We start from the raw sequence: 19125 nt of genomic DNA, 5'->3' as shown, positions 1-19125 counted from the left end.
GATTTATCAGACCTGGCAGGTCATCAAGGCTTACGCTTACGCGGCCCGGTATTGAACACCGGCACTTTGCGCACAGGCTTGACCGAAGGCTCCACAGGCGCAGCGTCGCCACTGTCCACCCACTTGCCCAGGTTGCGCTTGCCGCCACCACCGGAGGTTTTCGGTTTCTTCGGCTTTTTCGGCTTCTTGATCACCTGGCCGCTGGCATCGGTGTCCGGCACGCGGTGCTCAGGCTCGAAGTCTTGTTCCATCTGGCGAGGCAACGTCTGACGGGTCAACATCTCGATGGCTGACAGCAGATTCACTTCATCGGCGCAGACCAGGGAAATTGCCTGCCCTGTAGCGCCCGCCCGGCCGGTACGGCCGATGCGATGGATGTAGTCCTCGGCCACGATCGGCAGGTCGAAGTTCACCACCAACGGCAAATCCTCGATGTCCAAGCCACGGGCGGCGACGTCGGTGGCGACCAGGATCTGCACCTCGCTGGCCTTGAAGCGGTCCAGCGCACGTTGGCGGGTGGCCTGGGGCTTGTCACCGTGGATACCGTCGGCGTTGACGCCCAGGCCCTGGAGCTTCTCCACCAGCGCATCGACGCCGTTGCGGGTCTTGGCGAATACCAGTACCTGTTTCCACTTGTGCTTGCGCATCAGGTGCACGAACAATTCCGGCTTGCGCTTCTTGTCCACCGTCACCACCCATTGCTTGACGGTGTTGGCAGCCACGTTGCGCGGGCTCACTTCAATGCTTAGCGGATCATTGAGCATCTGCCCGGCCAGCAAGCGGATCGCATCGGAAAAGGTCGCCGAGAACAGCAGGGTCTGGCGCTTCTTCGGCAGGGCCTTGTAGATATTCGCCAGTTCCTCGGAGAAACCCAGGTCGAGCATGCGGTCGGCTTCGTCCAACACCAACGTCTGCAGTTGATTGAACTTCAGCGCATTCTGGCGGAACAGATCGAGCAAGCGACCCGGCGTGGCGACCAGCAGGTCGACGCCTTTGCGCAGCTTCATCATCTGCGGGTTGATGCTGACACCGCCGTACACCGCGTAGGTGCTCAACGGCAGGTTTTGCGCGTACTGACGCACGCTTTCATGGACCTGCTCAGCCAATTCACGGGTCGGCACCAGGATCAGCGCTCGCACCGAGTTGGCCGCAACCTTCGGCCCTTCGGTGGTCAGCAACTGCAACAACGGCACCGCAAAGCCGGCGGTCTTGCCGGTACCGGTCTGGGCCGCGGCCATCAGGTCGCGACCGGCGAGCACTGCCGGCATGGCTTGGGCCTGAACCGGAGTCGGGGTCTGGTAGCCGAGCGTCTCGAGGGCGCGCAGCAAGGGTTCGATCAGGCCAAGGGTGGCGAAAGTCATGGAAATACCGTAGGAAAAATCAGCGCAAGGTGTGCAATGCGCGGCAGTTTACCCTAAATCAGGAGACGGCCGGCGCAGGCTTGGGTTTGCGCCACTGCGGCAAACCGATCAACACCACCGCACTGATGATCACCAACATCGCCAAGGCCTCCTCGATGCCGATGGTTTCACCGGCGAATACGATGCCCAGCAACACCGCCACGGCCGGGTTGACGTAGGCATAGCTGGTGGCCGCCGCCGGACGCACATGCTTGAGCAGGTACATGTAGGCGTTGAAGGCGATGATCGAACCGAAGAAGGTCAGGTACGCCAGCGCGAACCAGCCTTCCAGCGGCGGCATGCTGTCCAGGTGTTCACCGCTGGCCACGCTGCCGATCAACAGCACCACACCGCCCACCAGCATCTCCACGGCGCTGGCCATTGCCCCGGCCGGCAGCGGCAGGTGTTTGCTGAGCACCGAGCCGAAGGCCCAGGAGGCCGCCGCGAACACCAGCAAGGTCGCCCCCAACGGGCTGGATTGCAGGTTGGAACCGAGGTTGAGCATGGCGATGCCGATCAACCCCAGCACAATCCCCGCCCATTCCAGACGGGTATTACGCGCGCCCCAGAAATATCCGCACAGCAGGGTAAACAAAGGCACCGTCGCCACCGCCAACGCCGCGACCCCGGACGCCACGCCCGTGTGCTCGGCCACACTGACCGCACCGTTACCGAAACTGAGCAACAACACGCCAATGATGGCCCCGGCCTTCCATTGCGCCCAGGTCGGCGCCGGCGCCCCGCGCCAGCGCAGGAAGCCGTACATCAGCGAACCGGCCAACACAAAACGAATCCCGGCCAGCAACAGCGGCGGCCAATGCTCTACACCGATGCGAATCACCAGGTAGGTCGAACCCCAGATGACGTACAAGGCAAAGAAAGCAGCGATCAATGGCAGGGGGAAACGACGTGGGCCAGGCATGTTCAGCTCGAAGTCAGGACAATGAGAGACGCTATTCTAGAAAGGCGACAGGCGGAAATTAAGCTACAAAACCTGTTTATCCAGGCCATACACTTTTCAAAACACGGCGATCAACGCTATAAATCGCGCTTTCGAAAGTCGCGCCGACAGGAAGCCAAACCGTGGATAAATACGACCGCATGTTGCTCAGCGCCCTGTTGGAAAACGGTCGTGCGTCCTACGCCGAACTGGCCCGCAAAGTTAACCTGTCAGCCCCCGCCGTGGCCGAACGGGTCAGCAAACTGGAAGCCAGCGGTGTCATCACCGGTTATCAAGCCAAAGTCGACATGGCGAAGATCGGCCTGCCGGTGCAATGCGTCATCGAACTGCGAATGAACCAGCACGGCAACCAGAAAACCTACGACGAACTGTGCAAGATCCCACAACTGACCGAATGCCACCGGGTCACCGGGGATCCGTGCGTGATCATGCAAGCGGCGGTTGGCTCGATGCCCGAGCTGGAAGAGCTGATCAACCGCATTGCCAAGTTCGGTTTCAGCAAGACTTCCATCGTTCTGTCCAGCGCCATTGAAAAGCGCGTGCCGTTGGGGCAGTTGGAAGGCAATGGGAAATAACACTGGTCAACTGTGGGAGCGAGCTTGCTCGCGATGGCGGAGTGTCAGTCACAAAGCGGCTGACTGATCCGACGCTATCGCGAGCGAGCTCGCTCCCACAGTTGTCCGGCGGTGTACTTAGAAACCGCGATGGCGCTTGAGATGCTCGTTGATCTTCGCCGCCGGCACTTTCTGCAAACTGCACAGCAAATCATGGGACAACTCCCGCAACCCATGCTTTTGCCGCAGTTGCGAAGCCAGGTGCGCGGTGAGGTTGGCGGCCATTTCGGCGTCGGCCATGGCCCGGTGAGCCTGGCCGGTGTGGGGCAAGCCGGCGAACGCGTTGAGCGTGCCGAGCTTGTGGTTCGGCGCCGTCGGCATCAGGCGCCGGGCCAGCAACAGTGAGCAGGCAAAATTCTGCAAGCGGGTGCGTTTGATACGTCCCAGCTCGAAATCCCAGAACTTCTGGTCGAACGCGGCGTTGTGGGCCAGCAGTGGCGTGATGCCGACGAACTCGTTGACCTCGTTCATGACCTTTTCCGCCGAGGGTGCGCTACGCAGCATGGCGTTGCTGATGCCGGTCAGTTGCTCGATAAACGCAGGGACGCGCACACCGGCATTCATCAGGCTCTGGTAGCGGTCGACGATCCGGCCTTGCTCGAGCATCACCACTGCGATTTCAGTGGCCCGGCAACTGCTGCTCGGGGTGATCCCGGTGGTTTCAAAGTCGATGACTGCGATGCGTTCCAAACCTTTTGAACTCCGTGAAAATCAATTCTTGAGCAACAACGCGCCTTCGATGGGCACATAGCGACTGGCGGCGCGGATCAGCGAGTTGGCGGTCAGCCCCGGCACGCCATAGGCCACGGCTTGCACACCGTGCTTCTGGATGATGCGTTCGAGCAACATGTCGAAATCGCCATCGCCGGAGGCCAGCACCACTTCATCGACGTGGTCGGCGGCGTCCATGATGTCCAGCGTGATGCCCACGTCCCAGTCGCCCTTGGCCGAGCCGTCGCTGCGCTGGATGTAGGGCTTGAGCTTCACGACGAAACCCAGGTTGCGCAGGATCTGCTGGAATTGCTGCTGCTTGCTGTCACCGCGATCGATCGCATAGGCATAGGCCTCGACGATCTGCCCCTGTTTGCTGACATCGGCCCACAGCGCGGCGTAGTTGAAATGGCAACCGTAAGCCTGGCGCACGGTGTAGTAGAGGTTCTGGACATCGGCGAACACTGCAATTTTTTTCACCGCGTTTCCTCTTGGGTGCACACGTACGCAGCCCACCAGGGCCGAAAAGTCGCCCAGTATGCCAGCCCGAAGGATCGTTCCGCGAATAATCGGCCCGAGGCGCCAGGGCGCCCCGGACGAATGGCAGGTCAGACGAAGGAGTCGTCGTCGCCGAAGGAAGATGAATCGTCACTGTAGTCCGCGTCGCTGAACCCGCCCTGGTCGTTGCCGTAGGTGTCGTTGTCGGCCACGCGCGAGTCATCGCCCCAACCGTTGCCTGCGGTGTCGTTGACCGGTTGCGCCGGTTCTTCCTTGATGACCTCGACGATCTCCTGCGGTTGCTGATTGCTGTGGAACAGGCTGCTGATGCCTTGGGCCAGCATCACGCCGCCAGCCACGCCCGCCGCGGTTTTCAGGGCGCCGCCGAGGAAGCTGCCCGCTGCCGGGGCCTGTTGCTGCGGTGCGCCATAATTGCCGGGCGGCGCGCCGAAGCCCTGTTGGGCCGGGGCATTGAAGGACGGTTGCGCCGGTTCGCGCCAACCACCCGCGCTGGAGGCCGGCGCGCTCGCCGGGCGTGAATCCCGCGGGCTGCCGCCGAAAATACTCGAGAGGAAACCACCGCCACCGCTGGGTGCCGGCGCTTGCTTGCGCGCTTGTTGCAGCTCGGCCTGCAATTGCTCGACCTGCTGGGCGAGTTGCCTGTTCTGCTCATCGAGACGCTTGATCGCGGCCTCCTGCACCAGGATCGCCTGGGCCATGAAATAGCCCGCCGCTGGCTGGCTCGCCAGGTGCTCCTTGATCCGCGCCTCGGCCTGGGCGTCGCGCGGGGCTGAATCCTTTTCGGCCTGTTGCAGCCGTGAAAACAGTCCATCGATCAGGGTTTGTTCTTCGTTGTTCATGGCGACCTCATTCGATTGCCGGGTAGAAACCATTCCGATCCCGAAGACCGGTGCTCATCAGTAATGGGGCTCGCCGGAAAGCTTTCAATGGTCTTTACCTGATGTTTACGTTTGCTTGTGCGGGCGCCTGATCGGTTAAAGTGTCGGACCGCTTTTTCAACTGCGATACCGACCCATGAATCCGTTTGACGTGCTGCGCGACTCTTTGTATTTCTTCAAGCGCCATCTGGGCCGGATCGCCCAACTGTGCCTGCCACTGGTGATACTCGAGGCCCTGCTGCAGCAAGGCGTGGACAGCGCCCTCGGCCCCGACGGCTTTCCCGGCTACAGCGTGATCGTCGGGCTGCTGGTGTACCCCTTGTACACCGCCGCGCTGATCCTGTTTCTCGACGCCCGCAGCCGCGGTGAAGCACCACGCACGCGGGACCTGCTCGCAACGGCCCTCACGCTGTGGCCACGCTTTGCCTTGCTCACGGCCCTCAACACGTTGTTGATCCTGGTGGGGCTGTCGTTGTACTTCCTGCCGGGCCTGTGGCTGATGGTGACCCTGGCCTTCGGCGAATACCTGTTGGTCCTCAGGGGCCTGGCTCCCCTGGCGGCGATGAAGGAAAGCCTGAACCTGTCCCGCGGCAACTTCTGGCGGATCCTGCTGTGCATTCTCGCGGTGATGGGCCCACTGTGGCTGCTCAAGGGCGCCAGCGTCTCGGTGTATCCGTCGCCACAGAACCCATTGCTCAGCTTGCTGATCGACAGCGTCCACAGCTTCCTGCAACTGTTCACCACCGTGGTGCTGTTCCGCCTGTTCATGCTGATCGAAGCCAAGCCCGAGCGCCGCTGATCGCACACGGCGACAGCCCTGGGCTTGGGCTTGAGAACCGCTCTCGGTTATGCTCGGGGGCACTTTTGCGTTTCGCCCATAAGCCGAGCCATGACCCGTCTACTGCGCCACACCTTGCTGGGCCTGCTGTTGATCCTCAGCTTGGCCGCCCTGTCGATCTACGGCCTGACCTGGCGGCCACAGCCACGGGAAAGCGTGCCGGTCAGTTGCACCGCCAACGCAGCAGCGCTGGCACCCGGCCAGGCCTTGAAGGTGATGACCTGGAACGTCCAGTTCCTCGCCGGCAAGCGCTACGTGTTCTGGCACGACCTGGCCCAGGGCGACGATGAAAGCCCGACCCTGGAAGACATGGCCTTCAGCCTCGACGAAGTGGCCCGGGTCATCCGCGACGAGCAACCGGACATCGTGTTGCTCCAGGAACTGGACAAGGGCGCCAAGGCCAGCGATTACCAGGACCAGCTCAAGCTGCTGCAGGAACGCCTCGCCGACCTCTATCCGTGCGGCACCAGCGCCTTCGACTGGAAAGCCGACTTCATCCCCGACCCGCACATCTTCGGCAGCGTCGGCCGGCAACTGGCGACCCTGAGTCGCTACCGCATCGACCATGCCGAACGGGTGCAACTGCCGGTGGCCGACACCAACGTCATCAGCCGTCAGTTCCAGCCGAAAAATGCCTTGTTGGTGAGCTATCTGTCACTGAGCGACGGCAGCCAGCTGGCGGTGCTCAACACGCACCTGGAACGGGCCACTGAACCGGACGAAACCCTGCCCAGACAAATCACCGCCGTGACCAAGGCACTGGATAAGTTCGAATCCGCAGGCACGCCCTGGCTGATCGGCGGCGACTTCAACCTGCTGCCCCTGGGCCAGTACCGACGCCTGCCGTCCGAGCAACGCACGCCCTACTCCGCCGACAGCCCGCTGCACCTGCTGTGGGACAAATACCCGATGATTCCCACTAACAACGAAGCCAGCGGCATCGACCGCGAACACTGGCTGACCCACTACCCGAACGACCCCGGCCTCAACGGCCCGGACCGCACCGTTGACTACCTGTTCTACAGCCCCCGGATCAAACGGGTCGAAGCCCAGGTACGCCAGGATGACACCTTGCGCATCTCCGACCATTTACCGGTGATTGCGCGTTTTTTGTTGCCAGCCATACCTTGAAAGGAATCTCACCATGACGGTAATCGCCCTGATCAACCCCGAGCATGACCCACACTTGATCGCCGACTGCTTGATCAGCGCGGACGGTCCAGACAAGCGCCAGTCGATGTCCGTGTGGGTTCCTTCGCTGGGGCTGATACCCACTGATTGGCATGACGCTGACGGGCCGTTTCATATCGCGCGCATGGGTCGAAAAACCTACATCCTGCCGAACAACAGCGGCATGCTCGCATTTGCAGGGGATTGCCGGTCGGCCTATGAGTTCTGGGTGGCGCTTGCGAAGTCGATTGACATCAAGCTCGGCTATCAACCCGACGCCATGATCGATGCCAACACGATCGACCAGGTTGTAATGAGCATGGGCCAGACCGCGGGTGCATTCCACATGCTGGGCGTTCTACTGGATGGAAAAGGTGGCAAGTGCGCCTATACCCACCGCCCTGAAGCCACGATGACTACCCAGAACTTTGGTACCTGCTATCTCGCCGGTTCCGGGACAAACTATCTAGAGAGCCAGATCGAAACGGAAGACGAACGCTTCACTTCAATCGAGAATTGGCCCTGGGCGCATATCTCGCCGACTGAAGAACTGGCGGAATCCTTGTGTTCCAACATGCTGTATTACGAATCCGACATCAACAACGGGCGCAAACCCAACACCCCCATTCATGACCGGTTCGGCGGATTTTATGAATGGTATGGCATTAAATCCATCGGGATAAAAACCACGCCTCCCAGGATCGACTTGAACATCCTGGTCAAGGACGATGCCCTGTATCTGACCCGGCTCCACTTCTCCGAAAGCACCCACCCAGCGGTAGATGACCCTGACTTCAAAGGGTCGCAAATCATCTTGAAGGTCTTGACGTTCTGCCTGAGAACACAAGAATTTGACCCACATCGGCTTTTCGACAACCTGGCGTTCACCTTCGAGCAGGTAGAGGGGGTACTCATCGAGCGATTCTTCAACCACTACGAGAGAGACGCAAGTTCGCCACTGTCGGACCCGAGGATTTCAGGCATTGTCCCAGCGGACGTCTTGCAAAAGGACTTTGGAGAAGGCTTGCCGGTCAAGCGAGTTCGCCTGACCGTCTCGGTCAATGGCTATGCCGTGGTCAAGGGCGTGACCGAAAGCGACGAATCCCTCGCGCCGGCCAGAATCCAGTATGCCAACGGCCAGGTATCCGTGGCCTTTTCCGAAAAAATAGGCCTTTTGATTGCAGATATCGTCGGGAGGCATCTGCAGTAGTCGTTGTGATACGGGGTGCTAGGCCTTACGCGGCTTGACCCGCGCCGTCGCCTCCGCCACCAGCGGATCGTCCGGCCAGTAATGCTTGGGATAGCGCCCCTTCAAATCCTTCTTCACCTCGGCATAGGTGCTGCGCCAGAAGTTCGCCAGGTCCTGGGTCACCTGCACCGGTCGGCGGGCCGGTGACAGCAGGTGCAGCTTGACCACCTGGCGACCGCCGGCAATGCGCGGGGTATCGGCCAGGCCGAAGAGTTCCTGCAAGCGCACCGCCAGGATCGGTGGATGTTCGCTGTAGTCCAGGCGGATCGACGAGCCCGAGGGCACGCTCAGATGGTGCGGCGCCAGTTCATCCAGGCGTTGCGGCAACGGCCAGGGCAACAGGTTGTGGACGATGCCCGACAGGTCCAGGTTGGCGAAATGGCTGAGACGCGAGACTCGGCCCAGATACGGCATCAACCAGTGCTCGAGGGTGTTCAGCAGTGCTGCGTCGCTGACGTCTGGCCATTCACTCTCGCCCTTGGCCTCCAGTTCAAGGCCACGCAACAAGGCCACCCGCGCCTGCCATTGCCGCAGTTCCGGGGTCCAGGGCAGCAATTCCAGACCCTTGCGCCGCACCAGGTTCACCAGGGCCTGGCTACGGGCTGACTCATCCAGGCCGGTCAACGGTTCGCGGCTGAGCACCAGCTCGCCGACCTTGCGCTGGCGCTCGGCCCGCAGCACGCCTTCGCGTTCGTCCCAATCCAGTTGATCCACCACGCGGACCTGTTCGGCCAGCACCGAATCGAACAGCGCCGGGTCGAAATCCGTCGCCAGGTAGATCCGCTCTTCCCGCTGGCCCTGGCGGCTGCCCAGGTCGGCGATTACCAACCACGCCTGTTTCATCAGGCTGTCAGCCTCGGCAAACAACGCCGCCCGGCCGTTGGCCAGGCGATATTCCGCGCCACCGGGCCGGCGCTGTTGGGCGACGCGGTCGGGGTAGGCCAACGCCAGCAACGCGCCAAGCCAGCGCGGATGATCGGGATCGGCCACGGCCTCTTCGGCCTTGCCCCGCAGGTAACCGCGATATTGCCGGGCCAATTGCCGCGCCCGCTGCACCCCGCCCTGGGCGCCGCGCGACGCTCGTTCGTCGCCGGACAGCAAGGCCAGGCGACTGTGCAGGTCGGCACCGGCACCGCGCAGAATGTCGCGCTCGCCCAACAGCGCGGCGACATTGCAGGCCATGTCCGCCAGCCCCAGCGCCTGGCCGCGCAACAGCAGATGCGCGATACGCGGGTGGGCCGGGAGTTCGGCCATGGCCTGGCCGTGGCGGGTCAGTTGCTCGCCCTCCAGCGCGCCCAGGCGTTGCAGCAGGTCCTGGGCCTGGGCATACGCAGCGGCGGGCGGGACGTCGAGCCAGACCAATTGCTGCGGCGTCACGCCCCAGCGCCCCAGTTGCAGGGCCAACCCGGCCAGGTCCGCCGACAGAATCTCCGCGCTACCGTAAGCGGCCAATTGTTCATGCTGGTCTTCGGACCACAACCGGTAGCACACACCCGGCTCCAGGCGCCCGGCGCGACCGGCCCGCTGGGTGGCGCTGGCCCGGGAAATGCGCTGGGTGTCGAGCCGGGTCATGCCGCTGCCCGGGTCGAAACGCGGCACCCGGGCCAGTCCGGCGTCGATCACCACGCGCACGCCATTGATGGTCAGGCTGGTTTCGGCAATGTTGGTGGCCAGCACCACCTTGCGCTGGCCAGCAGGTGCCGGGTCAATGGCGGCGCGTTGAGCGGCGAGGTCCAGTTCACCATGCAACGGGCAGAGCAACACGTTGCCGCCCTCGCCCAAGGCCTCGGCCAGTTGCTGATGGACCCGGCGGATCTCCGCCTGCCCAGGCAAGAACACCAGGACGCTGCCGGTTTCATCGTGCAGGGCGTCAAGCACGGTCTGCACCAGTCGCGGCTCGATGAATTCGCCGGGCTGGAACGGCCGCCCCCAGCGCACCGTCACTGGGAACATGCGGCCTTCGCTGCGCAGGATCGGCGCGTTGTCCAACAGCCCGGCCAGGCGTTCGCCTTCCAGGGTGGCGGACATCAGCAGGATCTTCAGCGGCTGCTCTTCGCGAAACAACTCCCGACCGTTGAGGCTCAAGGCCAGGGCCAGGTCGGCATCGAGGCTGCGTTCGTGGAATTCATCGAAAATCAGCAGCCCCACCCCTTCCAGCGCCGGATCGTCCTGCAAACGGCGGGTGAGGATGCCTTCGGTGACCACTTCAATGCGGGTCCTGGGCCCGACCTTGCTGTCGAGACGAATCCGGTAGCCGACGGTTTCACCGACCTTTTCCCCCAGTTCGCTGGCCAGCCGCTCGGCCGCCGCCCGTGCCGCCAGGCGCCGGGGTTCGAGCATCAGGATGGTCTGTCCGGCCAGCCAGGGCTCGTTCAGCAAGGCCAGGGGAACACGGGTGGTTTTACCGGCACCGGGCGGCGCTTCGAGCACGGCTTCGTGGCGTGATGCCAAGGCTTGGCGCAGGGCGGGTAAAACTTCATCAATCGGCAAAGAAATCATGCTGGCTCCAAAACAGAGGGCCGAGTATAACGGCGAACTGTTTAGCGTGGTCTGGACTCCAACCAGCAACGCCTCTACTACCTGTTCAGGAGATTGCTATGCGTATTCCCTTTCGCGTGATCGGTGGCGTGCTGGTCGCCTCCCTGCTGACTCAAATCAGCGCCTGTGGCTCGATCTTCTACCCGGACCGTCGCGGCCAGATCGACGGCAAGATCGACCCGGCCATCGCCGCCCTCGATGCCGTTGGCCTGCTGTTCTACATCATCCCCGGCCTGATCGCGTTCGCCGTGGACTTCGCCACCGGCGCCATCTATTTCGAACCGGGCCGCAGCGTCCAGATCGAGCCAGAGAAACTCAAGCCGGCCATCAACCCCGACGGCACGGTCAATAACCAAAAACTGCAGGCGATCCTGGAACGCGAACTGGGCCGCAGCTTCCCGCTGGACGATCCTCGACTGATCCAGCACAAAGGCAGCGCGCAGCAACTGGCCACCCTCGGTCTGAAACCGGCCGCATGACCGGCGCCACTCAAGGAACGACCGCGCCATGACCACCAGCACCGAACACGCTCGCCTGCTGCGCCTGGCCACCCGGGCGTCGGTGGCCGTGGCGCTCACACTGGTGATCGCCAAGGCCCTGGCCTGGTGGCTCAGCGGTTCGGTGAGCATGCTCGCCGGCCTGACCGACTCGGCCCTGGACGGCGTCACTTCGCTGCTCAATCTGCTGGCGGTGCACTATGCATTACGCCCCGCCGACGATGACCATCGCTACGGTCATGGCAAGGCCGAATCCCTGGCCGGCATGGCCCAGGCGCTGTTTATCGGCGCCAGTGCGGTATTGATTGCCTTGCAGGCCTTCGAACGCCTGAAAACCCCGGTGCCGGTGGAGGCGCCCTGGCTCAGCGTCGGTGTGATTGTGTTTTCCCTGGGGCTGACCGTGGCGCTGCTGGCGTTGCAGCATCGGGTCATCCGCGCCACCGGCTCCAACGCCGTGCGCGCCGACTCGCTGCACTATCGCTCCGACCTGCTGCTCAACGGCAGCATCCTGGTCGCGCTGGTACTGGCCGGGTTCGGTTGGTATCAACTCGACGCCTGGTTCGGCCTGGGGATCGCCGCGTACATCCTGTGGAGCGCCATCCAGATCGCCCGGGAAAGCTTCGCGGTGCTGATGGATGAAGAACTGCCGCCCGACGTCAGCCAGCGCATGCTGGAACTGGCCTGCGCCGTGCCCGGCGTGCTTGGCGCCCATGACCTGCGTACGCGGGTCTCCGGCAACCACTGGTTCGTGCAACTGCACCTGGAGTTGCCGGGGGACCTGACCCTGTCAGTGGCCCACGGCATCAGTGACCAGGCCGCCGATGCCATCCACCACGCTTATCCGAAGGCCGAAGTGCTGGTGCATGCCGATCCATCGGACGTGGTGAAGCGCGCCAGCGCGTGATGCCGAACACAGAACCCGTGGCGAGGGAGCTTGCTCCCGCTCGGTTGCGCAGCGACCGCAAGATCCTGGACCTGCTGCGCAGGCCAGCGGGAGCAAGCTCCCTCGCCACAAGGGGATTTGCGCTGGATATTCAGTAAGTCACCTGATACCCACGACTGCTCAAGCAACTGCCCTGGGCCTGGCGATAGGTCTGCACCACCTCCGGTGCCGGTGGATAGGTGTAGTTGCGCGGATCGAACCCGCTCTGCTGCACCGCCCAGCGATAGCAGTCGTAGCCATCCTGATTGACCTGCTCGGGCGACTGACCGTTGGCCGGATAGGCAACCACATCGAAACTGTTGCCTTGGGGTTGCGGCTGCGGGTTGGCGACCGGCGCATCGACCACGACATAATCCTGGGTGTTGGCTTCGTAGATGTAATAGGCGCCGGCAGCGAGGAAGAACAGCGAACTGCCGATCCACACTTCCCGGGCGTAATCGGGCAGGTAACGGGTGCGGATGCCCCGCGGTGGCGCGACCACGACGTAACGCGGTCCTTGCGGGCGATACCAGTAGCCGCCCGAATAGAAATAGTCCTGGCCGCGATAGGGCACGCGGTAGTTGCGATCCGGGAAACGGTCGATCACATAACCCGGACGGTATTGCGGCCCCGGGCCCCAACCGTTGCCATGCCCACCCGGCCGGCCGGACCAATGCTGATCGGGACGACCGTCATGGTCTGGTCGCGGACCTGCGTTCGGATAGCCATCGTTGCGCCGAGGGATATCGCGGTAATACCCCGGTTGCGGTTCGCGGGTCTGGGTCACGCTGTCGGGCCGGCCCTGGATGGGCAAGTTGTTGCCAGGCTGCGGCTGCGGCGGACGACCGTGAGCGTTAGGGTCCTGCGGTGGACGATCGTAGTGTTGTCCACCCGGGTTCTGCGGCCTGACCTCGAACTGACGACTGTTGTCGCCCCGAATGATTTCGTTGCTCTGCGGCCGCGGCTGGCCCGAGTAACCCTGGCCGTTGCCGCCGCGCCCGTCCTGCCCGCGACCGCCGTCCGGGCCGCCACGGTTTTGCTGATCGTCGGCGATTCCCTGCGCACTGACACTTGCCCACAACAGACCAACACCTGCCAAACGCCAGATGCGCGACTTCATGAAATTCCTCACAACGGTTCAGGGCCTGATGATAAGACTCGGAAAAGCCCAGGCCGGTTCTGCGACAGATTATCAGCCACGGGGTTTATTTCGCAGGCATTAAAAAAGGGAGGCCCGTCGGCCTCCCCTTGAGAATTTCGTCCGTGCTCGACGCTTATGACGTCGGCTCACCTCACGCCGTCTTCTGGACGGTGTGCAGCTCGGGGGTCTGCCAGTACCGGTGGGTACTGCGACCGCAGCCGGCCGGATTGGGCGGGCTGCACTGGACTGTTTGTCCGAGCAGTGATCTTGGTGGTAAGCATAAGCCTGGGGTACCGACAGATGATTGCGAAGATTGCGGAAATAAACATCACTTGCGCAATTTTTAACCCCGGATGGATAATCCTCCGCAATTATCAAGATAAAGGCCCGACCGATGAGCAAACTCGACCGTTACGACCTGAGCATTCTGGCGGAATTGCAGCGCGATGCGCGCATCTCCAACCAGGAACTGGCCGAACGCATCGGCCTGTCGCCCTCCCCCTGCTCGCGGCGGGTCAAGCAGTTGGAGGATGACGGCTACATCACCCGCCAGGTCGCCCTGCTCGACCGCAAGCTACTGGGCCTGAGCCTGACGGCTTATGTGCTGATCGGCATGGACCGCCACACACCCGAGCGTTTCGAGAACTTCGAAGCCGCCATCCGCAACCTGCCGCAGGTGCTGGAATGCAGCCTGGTCACCGGCATGGACGCGGATTACCAGCTCAAGGTGGTGGTGCCGGACATGGACCATTACCAGAAACTGCTGTTGGGGCACCTGACCCGGATCGATGGCGTCACCAGCGTGCGCTCAAGCTTTGTGCTGAACCAGGTGCTCAACAGTACCGAGTTGCCGTTGACTCACCTGCGTAGCTGAATATCGCCATGAACCCTGTGGGAGCCGAGCTTGCTCGCGATGGCGGTGGATCAGCCAAGTCATTGTCAGCCGTAATGCCGCCATCGCGAGCAAGCTCGGCTCCCACAGGTTCCGGGGCAGTCACGCCATCGGTAAGGCGATGAATAGCTGCGACACACCGCCGCAGGCCAATCCCCCGCCCGCCCCCCATGCCTTATACTCGCCGCGCCTTTTCAATCCCGCCCACGCCGGAGTGTCCTGATGGATCCTGCTGTTTTCGAAGAGTGGATGATGACCGGCCTGGTCAGCATCCTGATCATTTTCATGGGCTTCATCGTCTGGGACCTGGCGAAAAAATCCAAGGCTGGGCGTTTTGGCTCGTTCATCCTGTTTTTCGTGTTGGGCCTCGGCGTGGCCGCGTTCATCATCAAGAGCGTAGTGATCGGCCTGATCGAATCAGGCGCGTTATAAGCGCGCCGGAACTTCTTTCCACTGGCCCTGATCGAGCCCTTCGATCGTCCAGTCACCGATCCTGACCCGCACCAGGCGCAGTGTCGGCAAGCCTACCGCGGCGGTCATGCGCCGTACCTGGCGGTTGCGCCCTTCGCGGATCACCAGCTCCAGCCAGCTCGTGGGCACGCTTTTACGAAAACGCACCGGCGGGTTGCGCGGCCATAACTGCGGCTCGTCCAACTGGCGCGTCTCGGCTGGCAAGGTCATGCCGTCGTTCAATTCCACCCCATCGCGCAAACGCTGCAACTGTTCGGCATTCGGTTCGCCTTCCACCTGCACCCAATAGGTCTTGGCCAGCTTGTGCTTGGGGTCGGCGATACGCGCCTGCAATTGCCCATCGTTGGTCAGCAACAGCAAACCTTCACTGTCGCGATCCAGCCGCCCGGCCGGGTAGATGCCCGGTACGTCGATAAAATCCTTGAGCGTCGCCCGCCCCTCACCGTCGCTGAATTGCGTCAGCACGTCGAAGGGTTTGTTGAACAGGATCAGCTTTGGCTCGGCCGGCGGAGCCTTGGCCACACGGCGCGGCGCGGCGGCGGGAAGCTTCGCGCCAGGGCGACGGGAAGCAGGGCGTGGAGGACGGGGCATGGCGAATACAACATCTAACGGTCGGGGCCGACCATGCTAGTGGCCCGACCGTTAAATGACCACCATCCGATCAGCGGAACGGCGGCTCGTCGAAGCTGCGCAGTTTGCGCGAATGCAACGAGTTGAGTTCGGTGCGCAACAGGTCCAGCGCCTCGATGCCGATCTTCAGGTGCTGGTTGACCGCTCGCTCATAGAACGCGTTGGCCGAGCCCGGCAGCTTGATCTCGCTGTGCAGCGGTTTGTCCGAGACACACAGCAACGTGCCATAGGGCACCCGCAGACGATAACCCTGGGCGGCGATGGTGCCGCTTTCCATGTCCACCGCCACAGCGCGAGACAGGTTGATCAGCGGACGTTCCTGGGCCCAGCGCAGTTCCCAGTTGCGATCGTCGTAAGTCAGCACGGTGCCGGTGCGCAGGCGCTTTTTCAGCTCGTCGCCCTTCTCACCGGTGATGTTCGCCGCCGCCTGCTGAAGCGCCATCTGCACTTCGGCCAGGGCTGGAATCGGAATGTTCGGCGGCACTACCCGGTCGAGAATGCCATCGCGACGCATATAGGCGTGGGCCAACACGTAGTCACCGATGGTCTGGGACTGCCGCAGCCCGCCGCAGTGGCCGATCATCAGCCAGCAATGCGGGCGCAGCACAGCCAGGTGGTCGGTGATGTTCTTGGCGTTGGACGGGCCGACGCCGATGTTCACCAGCGTCACGCCATGGCCGTCGTTGGTCTGCAGGTGATAAGCCGGCATCTGGTAACGGTGCCAGACCACACCGGCAGCGATGGCCGACGCTTCGCCATGATCCATGTTCTTGTCGATGATCACGTTGCCCGGCAGGACCATGCGCACAAAGCGCGGGTCGCTGCGCAACTGCTCCAGGCCATGGACGATGAACTGGTCGACATAGCGGTGATAGTTGGTCAGCAGGATCCATGGCTGCACATGGCGCCAGTCGCTGCCGGTGTAATGCACCAGCCGGCGCAGGGAAAAGTCCACCCGCGCGGCATCGAACAGCGCCAGGGGCAGCGGGTCGGTGTTTTCCCAGTCGTAGAGGCCGTCGGCGATACCATCGGTGGCGGCCGACAGGTCGGTGCTGGGGAATACCCGCGCCAGTACGGCGGCGGTCACACCGGAGCCGGCCAGTTCGTCGCCCTGCTCCACCACGTACGGGTATGGGATGTTCTGCTCGCTGACGCCCACTTCCACGGTGACGGTAAAGTCGTGCATCAACGGGACCAGCTGTTCCAGCAGGTATTTACGGAACGCGGCGGGATGGGTGACGGTGACGCTGTAGGTGCCCGGCAACTGGACCTTGGCATAGGCCCGCGTGGTTTGCGGGACTTCGCCGTGGCAGTGATAGGTCAGGCGCAGGGCGGGATAGCGAAACAGCGCCCGCTGCTCGGCATCCGGTTCGATGCGGTCCTTGAGATAACGCATCAGCGCCTGGTTCAGCGCGGTGGTCGCACGCTCGTGCAGGGCCGCTAGACGATCCACGGCTTGTTCGGCGGTTTGAACGACAATAAACGCTTCGGTCACGATCAGCTTCCTGTGTTCTGACTTGCAGGCCTTCATCTTGCCTGCATCGCCGCCCGACGGGAACAGTGGCGTATTGGCGCGCTCGATCATTCGCCGACAATCCCTGTGGGAGCGAGCCTGCTCGCGATAGCGGTGAATCAGTCACCATAGAGGTTGGATGTACCGACGCCATCGCGAGCAAGCTCGCTCCCACAAGGTTCGATGGCGTAATCAGAGGTTGTGTACAACTCAGGTCCACTGTGGGAGCGAGCTTGCTCGCGATAGCGGTGTGTCAGTCACCATAGAGGCTGGATGGGCCGACGCCATCGCGAGCAGGCTCGCTCCCACAAGGTTCGATGGCGTAATCAGAGGTTGTGTACAACTCAGGTCCACTGTGGGAGCGAGCTTGCTCGCGATAGCGGTGTGTCAGTCACCATAGAGGCTGGATGGGCCGACGCCATCGCGAGCAGGCTCGCTCCCACAGGGGTATGTGGTGTTTCTAAAAGGCGTGCGGGGTCGAGCGTGCCACGATCGCCTCGACATTCAAGCCCCGAGGCAGGGCACCGTACACCCGGCCGGTCGAACCCAGGCGACTGGCGATAAAAGCATCGCTGACCTCACTGTTCCCCGCCTCCAGCAACAGCTTGGCTTGCAGGCCGACGGCAATGTCTTCGGTCAATTGCCGGGCGCGGTACTGGATGTCGTCGGTGTCCTTGAAGGCTGCGTGCAATTGGTGGATGTGCCCGGCCAGGCGCTTGTCGCCGTGGCCGTCGCCCAGTTCGCTGAACAAGACCTCCAGCACACCCGGCTCCTTGGACAGGGCGCGCAACACATCGAGGCATTGCACGTTGCCGGAGCCTTCCCACGTCGAGTTGACCGGTGCTTCGCGGTACAGGCGCGGCAGGATGCTGTCTTCGACGTAGCCGGCGCCGCCCATGCATTCGGCGGCTTCATTGATCATCGCGGGGGCGCGCTTGCAGATCCAATACTTGCCCACCGCCGTCACCAGCCGGGCGAACTTGGCCTCATGCTCGTCATTCAAATGGTCCAGCGCCCGGCCCATGCGCAGGCTCAAGGCCAGGGCGGCCTCGCTTTCCAACGCCAGGTCAGCCAGGACGTTCTGCATCAGCGGCTGTTCGCTCAACAGCTTGCCACCGACCTTGCGGTGCGCACAGTGATGGCTGGCCTGGGTCAACGCCTGGCGCATCAGGGCGCTGGAGCCGACCATGCAATCGAAGCGGGTCATGGCCACCATCTCGATGATCGTCGGCACGCCGCGGCCTTCTTCACCGACCATCCAGGCCAGTGCGCCACGGAACTCGACTTCGCTGGAGGCGTTGGAACAGTTACCCAGCTTGTTCTTCAAGCGCTGGATGTAGAACTGATTGCGCGTGTCGTCGGGGCGATGGCGCGGCAACAGGAAACAGGTCAGGCCCTTGTCGGTCTGGGCCAGGGTGAGGAAAGCGTCGCACATCGGCGCCGAACAGAACCATTTGTGCCCCACCAGCTCATAGGCCTGGCCCGGACCGCTGGCACCCACCGGATAGGCCTTGGTGGTGTTGGCCCGCACATCGGTGCCACCCTGTTTTTCGGTCATCGCCATGCCCAGGGTCACCCCGGCCTTGTGGGCCATGCCGACGTTGCGCGGGTCGTACTCGGTGGCGAGCACCTTCGGCACCCAGCGCTCGGCCAGATCCGGTTGCAGGCGCAGCGCCGGCACGCTGGCGAAGGTCATGGTCAACGGGCAACCCGTACCGGCTTCGGCCTGGCTGTGCAGATAAGTCATCGACGCCCGGGCGACATGTGCGCCGGGCTGTGGATGGGCCCAAGGCAAACTCGGCAGGCCATGCTCGACGGCGGTGCGCATCAACTGATGATAAGCGGGATGGAACTCCACCAGGTCGATGCGATGGCCGTAGCGGTCATGACTGGAAAAAACCGGTTTGTTCTGGTTGGCCAGGAAGCCCGCTTCCATCAACGGCCCGCCGGCCAGCGCCCCATACGCATCGATCCGCGCCTGCGCCCAGCCAGCCCCGAAGCGCTGCGACCACTGCTGCAACGGCAGGTCGATGCGGTACAGATTGGCGCCATCCAGAGACGGCGGCTGATTGGTGACGTCGTGGGTTTCAGCGAACTGGTGCAGGTTCATGACAGGGCTCCTCGATCGGCCAGGGATTCAGTTAAGCACCGCCTCCAGGCCGAACAAAGTGTCATATACGC

At 62.8% G+C, this 19125-nt stretch carries 18 protein-coding genes; 8 read left to right on the top strand and 10 right to left on the bottom strand.

Going from position 1 to position 19125, the window contains the following annotated elements:
* Positions 1 to 23: 23 nt before the first annotated feature.
* A complete protein-coding gene (locus IB266_RS27155; protein ID WP_060740509.1) occupies positions 24 to 1361 on the bottom strand; it encodes a DEAD/DEAH box helicase in 1338 nt (445 codons plus the stop codon).
* Between the two features lie 58 nt (positions 1362 to 1419).
* A complete protein-coding gene (gene yedA, locus IB266_RS27150; RefSeq protein WP_060740508.1) occupies positions 1420 to 2322 on the bottom strand; it encodes a drug/metabolite exporter YedA in 903 nt (300 codons plus the stop codon).
* A gap of 161 nt (positions 2323 to 2483) precedes the next feature.
* On the opposite strand from yedA, the gene IB266_RS27145 reads away from it, so the two are divergent.
* The gene (locus IB266_RS27145) at positions 2484 to 2936 is read left to right on the top strand and encodes an Lrp/AsnC family transcriptional regulator (RefSeq protein WP_003205835.1); all 453 of its coding nucleotides are present in this window, start codon (positions 2484 to 2486) and stop codon (positions 2934 to 2936) included.
* A gap of 117 nt (positions 2937 to 3053) precedes the next feature.
* Here IB266_RS27145 and IB266_RS27140 read toward each other — a convergent pair whose 3' ends face one another.
* The 3 genes from IB266_RS27140 to IB266_RS27130 all read right to left on the bottom strand — a co-directional run bounded on the left by IB266_RS27140 (position 3054) and on the right by IB266_RS27130 (position 5044).
* Complete coding sequence (locus IB266_RS27140) at positions 3054 to 3665, bottom strand: PolC-type DNA polymerase III (RefSeq protein WP_192263562.1); 612 nt, start codon at positions 3663 to 3665, stop codon at positions 3054 to 3056.
* 21 nt (positions 3666 to 3686) lie between these two features.
* Positions 3687 to 4166 carry an NYN domain-containing protein gene (locus IB266_RS27135; RefSeq protein WP_053182045.1) on the bottom strand — a complete coding sequence of 160 codons (480 nt, stop codon included), beginning with the start codon at positions 4164 to 4166 and terminating at the stop codon, positions 3687 to 3689.
* Positions 4167 to 4294: 128 nt separating this feature from the next.
* The gene (locus IB266_RS27130; protein WP_192263560.1) at positions 4295 to 5044 is read right to left on the bottom strand and encodes a DUF2076 domain-containing protein; all 750 of its coding nucleotides are present in this window, start codon (positions 5042 to 5044) and stop codon (positions 4295 to 4297) included.
* Positions 5045 to 5219: 175 nt separating this feature from the next.
* Between IB266_RS27130 and IB266_RS27125 the strand changes: the two genes are divergently transcribed.
* From IB266_RS27125 to IB266_RS27115, 3 genes are all read left to right on the top strand, one after another.
* Positions 5220 to 5882 carry a YciC family protein gene (locus tag IB266_RS27125; protein ID WP_192263558.1) on the top strand — a complete coding sequence of 221 codons (663 nt, stop codon included), beginning with the start codon at positions 5220 to 5222 and terminating at the stop codon, positions 5880 to 5882.
* 90 nt (positions 5883 to 5972) lie between these two features.
* Positions 5973 to 7052, top strand: coding sequence for an endonuclease/exonuclease/phosphatase family protein (locus IB266_RS27120; protein ID WP_192263556.1), 1080 nt, complete (start codon positions 5973 to 5975; stop codon positions 7050 to 7052).
* Positions 7053 to 7065: 13 nt separating this feature from the next.
* Positions 7066 to 8301: a hypothetical protein gene (locus IB266_RS27115; protein WP_192263554.1), complete on the top strand. Its 1236-nt coding sequence runs from the start codon at positions 7066 to 7068 to the stop codon at positions 8299 to 8301.
* An 18-nt stretch (positions 8302 to 8319) separates the two neighbouring features.
* Here IB266_RS27115 and hrpB read toward each other — a convergent pair whose 3' ends face one another.
* The gene (gene hrpB, locus IB266_RS27110) at positions 8320 to 10839 is read right to left on the bottom strand and encodes an ATP-dependent helicase HrpB (protein ID WP_192263552.1); all 2520 of its coding nucleotides are present in this window, start codon (positions 10837 to 10839) and stop codon (positions 8320 to 8322) included.
* 98 nt (positions 10840 to 10937) lie between these two features.
* On the opposite strand from hrpB, the gene IB266_RS27105 reads away from it, so the two are divergent.
* Both IB266_RS27105 and IB266_RS27100 read left to right on the top strand, forming a co-directional pair.
* Positions 10938 to 11357, top strand: a complete 420-nt coding sequence (locus IB266_RS27105; protein WP_060740501.1) for a hypothetical protein — start codon at positions 10938 to 10940, stop codon at positions 11355 to 11357.
* A gap of 28 nt (positions 11358 to 11385) precedes the next feature.
* Complete coding sequence (locus tag IB266_RS27100; protein WP_192263550.1) at positions 11386 to 12279, top strand: cation diffusion facilitator family transporter; 894 nt, start codon at positions 11386 to 11388, stop codon at positions 12277 to 12279.
* Positions 12280 to 12409: 130 nt separating this feature from the next.
* On the opposite strand, the gene IB266_RS27095 is transcribed toward IB266_RS27100, so the two are convergent.
* A complete protein-coding gene (locus IB266_RS27095; RefSeq protein ID WP_192263548.1) occupies positions 12410 to 13417 on the bottom strand; it encodes a DUF6515 family protein in 1008 nt (335 codons plus the stop codon).
* 415 nt (positions 13418 to 13832) lie between these two features.
* On the opposite strand from IB266_RS27095, the gene IB266_RS27090 reads away from it, so the two are divergent.
* The gene (locus IB266_RS27090; RefSeq protein WP_003185723.1) at positions 13833 to 14312 is read left to right on the top strand and encodes an Lrp/AsnC family transcriptional regulator; all 480 of its coding nucleotides are present in this window, start codon (positions 13833 to 13835) and stop codon (positions 14310 to 14312) included.
* Between the two features lie 240 nt (positions 14313 to 14552).
* The gene (locus IB266_RS27085) at positions 14553 to 14762 is read left to right on the top strand and encodes a DUF2788 domain-containing protein (protein ID WP_003228500.1); all 210 of its coding nucleotides are present in this window, start codon (positions 14553 to 14555) and stop codon (positions 14760 to 14762) included.
* On the opposite strand, the gene IB266_RS27080 is transcribed toward IB266_RS27085, so the two are convergent.
* From IB266_RS27080 to IB266_RS27070, 3 genes are all read right to left on the bottom strand, one after another.
* A complete protein-coding gene (locus IB266_RS27080) occupies positions 14757 to 15323 on the bottom strand; it encodes a pseudouridine synthase (RefSeq protein ID WP_192263594.1) in 567 nt (188 codons plus the stop codon). The two genes, IB266_RS27085 and IB266_RS27080, sit on opposite strands and share 6 nt — an antisense overlap.
* A 139-nt stretch (positions 15324 to 15462) precedes the next feature.
* Positions 15463 to 16962, bottom strand: coding sequence for an AMP nucleosidase (amn, locus tag IB266_RS27075; protein WP_162491255.1), 1500 nt, complete (start codon positions 16960 to 16962; stop codon positions 15463 to 15465).
* 442 nt (positions 16963 to 17404) lie between these two features.
* The gene (locus IB266_RS27070) at positions 17405 to 19054 is read right to left on the bottom strand and encodes an acyl-CoA dehydrogenase family protein (protein ID WP_192263546.1); all 1650 of its coding nucleotides are present in this window, start codon (positions 19052 to 19054) and stop codon (positions 17405 to 17407) included.
* Between the last annotated feature and the right edge of the window lie 71 nt (positions 19055 to 19125).

It is taken from the genome of Pseudomonas sp. Pdm06, from assembly GCF_014851795.1.
GTDB classification, from domain to species: domain Bacteria; phylum Pseudomonadota; class Gammaproteobacteria; order Pseudomonadales; family Pseudomonadaceae; genus Aquipseudomonas; species Aquipseudomonas fluorescens_AA.
This window is presented reverse-complemented; position numbering and strand designations above follow the sequence as displayed.